At 59.0% G+C, this 356-nt stretch carries 1 protein-coding gene; it reads right to left on the reverse strand.

Annotated elements, in window-relative coordinates:
• A partial coding sequence (locus Q4563_RS17390; protein WP_303605392.1) for a hypothetical protein occupies nucleotides 1-356 on the reverse strand: 356 nt, incomplete at both ends.

Raw genomic sequence — 356 nt, forward strand, 5'->3', positions numbered from 1 at the left:
GCCGGGTTTCTGCCAACAAGCGCCGCTCGTAAACGGCCAGAGTCAGTGACGGGTCCAGCTCTGCCAACGATTCATCCGGCAATTCGGCTGCCTGGGATTGCACTCTGGCCCGATACAGACACTGGCGAGCGCGTACGATCAGCGCGTGCGTATCACCCCCCAGCAACTCGCCGGGCTGGTGTTTGACGGCATCGTAAAGCCAGCTCATTCGCACTTTTTCATGTCGGGGCATTTTGCATTTACCATCCAGTACCTTAAGCATCACGGTGGTGGCGCAATCCACTTGCTCTGGGGTCAAGGGGTGATTGATCACCCAGACGCGGACCTGTGCCTCGACGGTCAGCTCGGCAGACAAG

The sequence above is a fragment of the Gilvimarinus sp. 1_MG-2023 genome, from assembly GCF_030548285.1.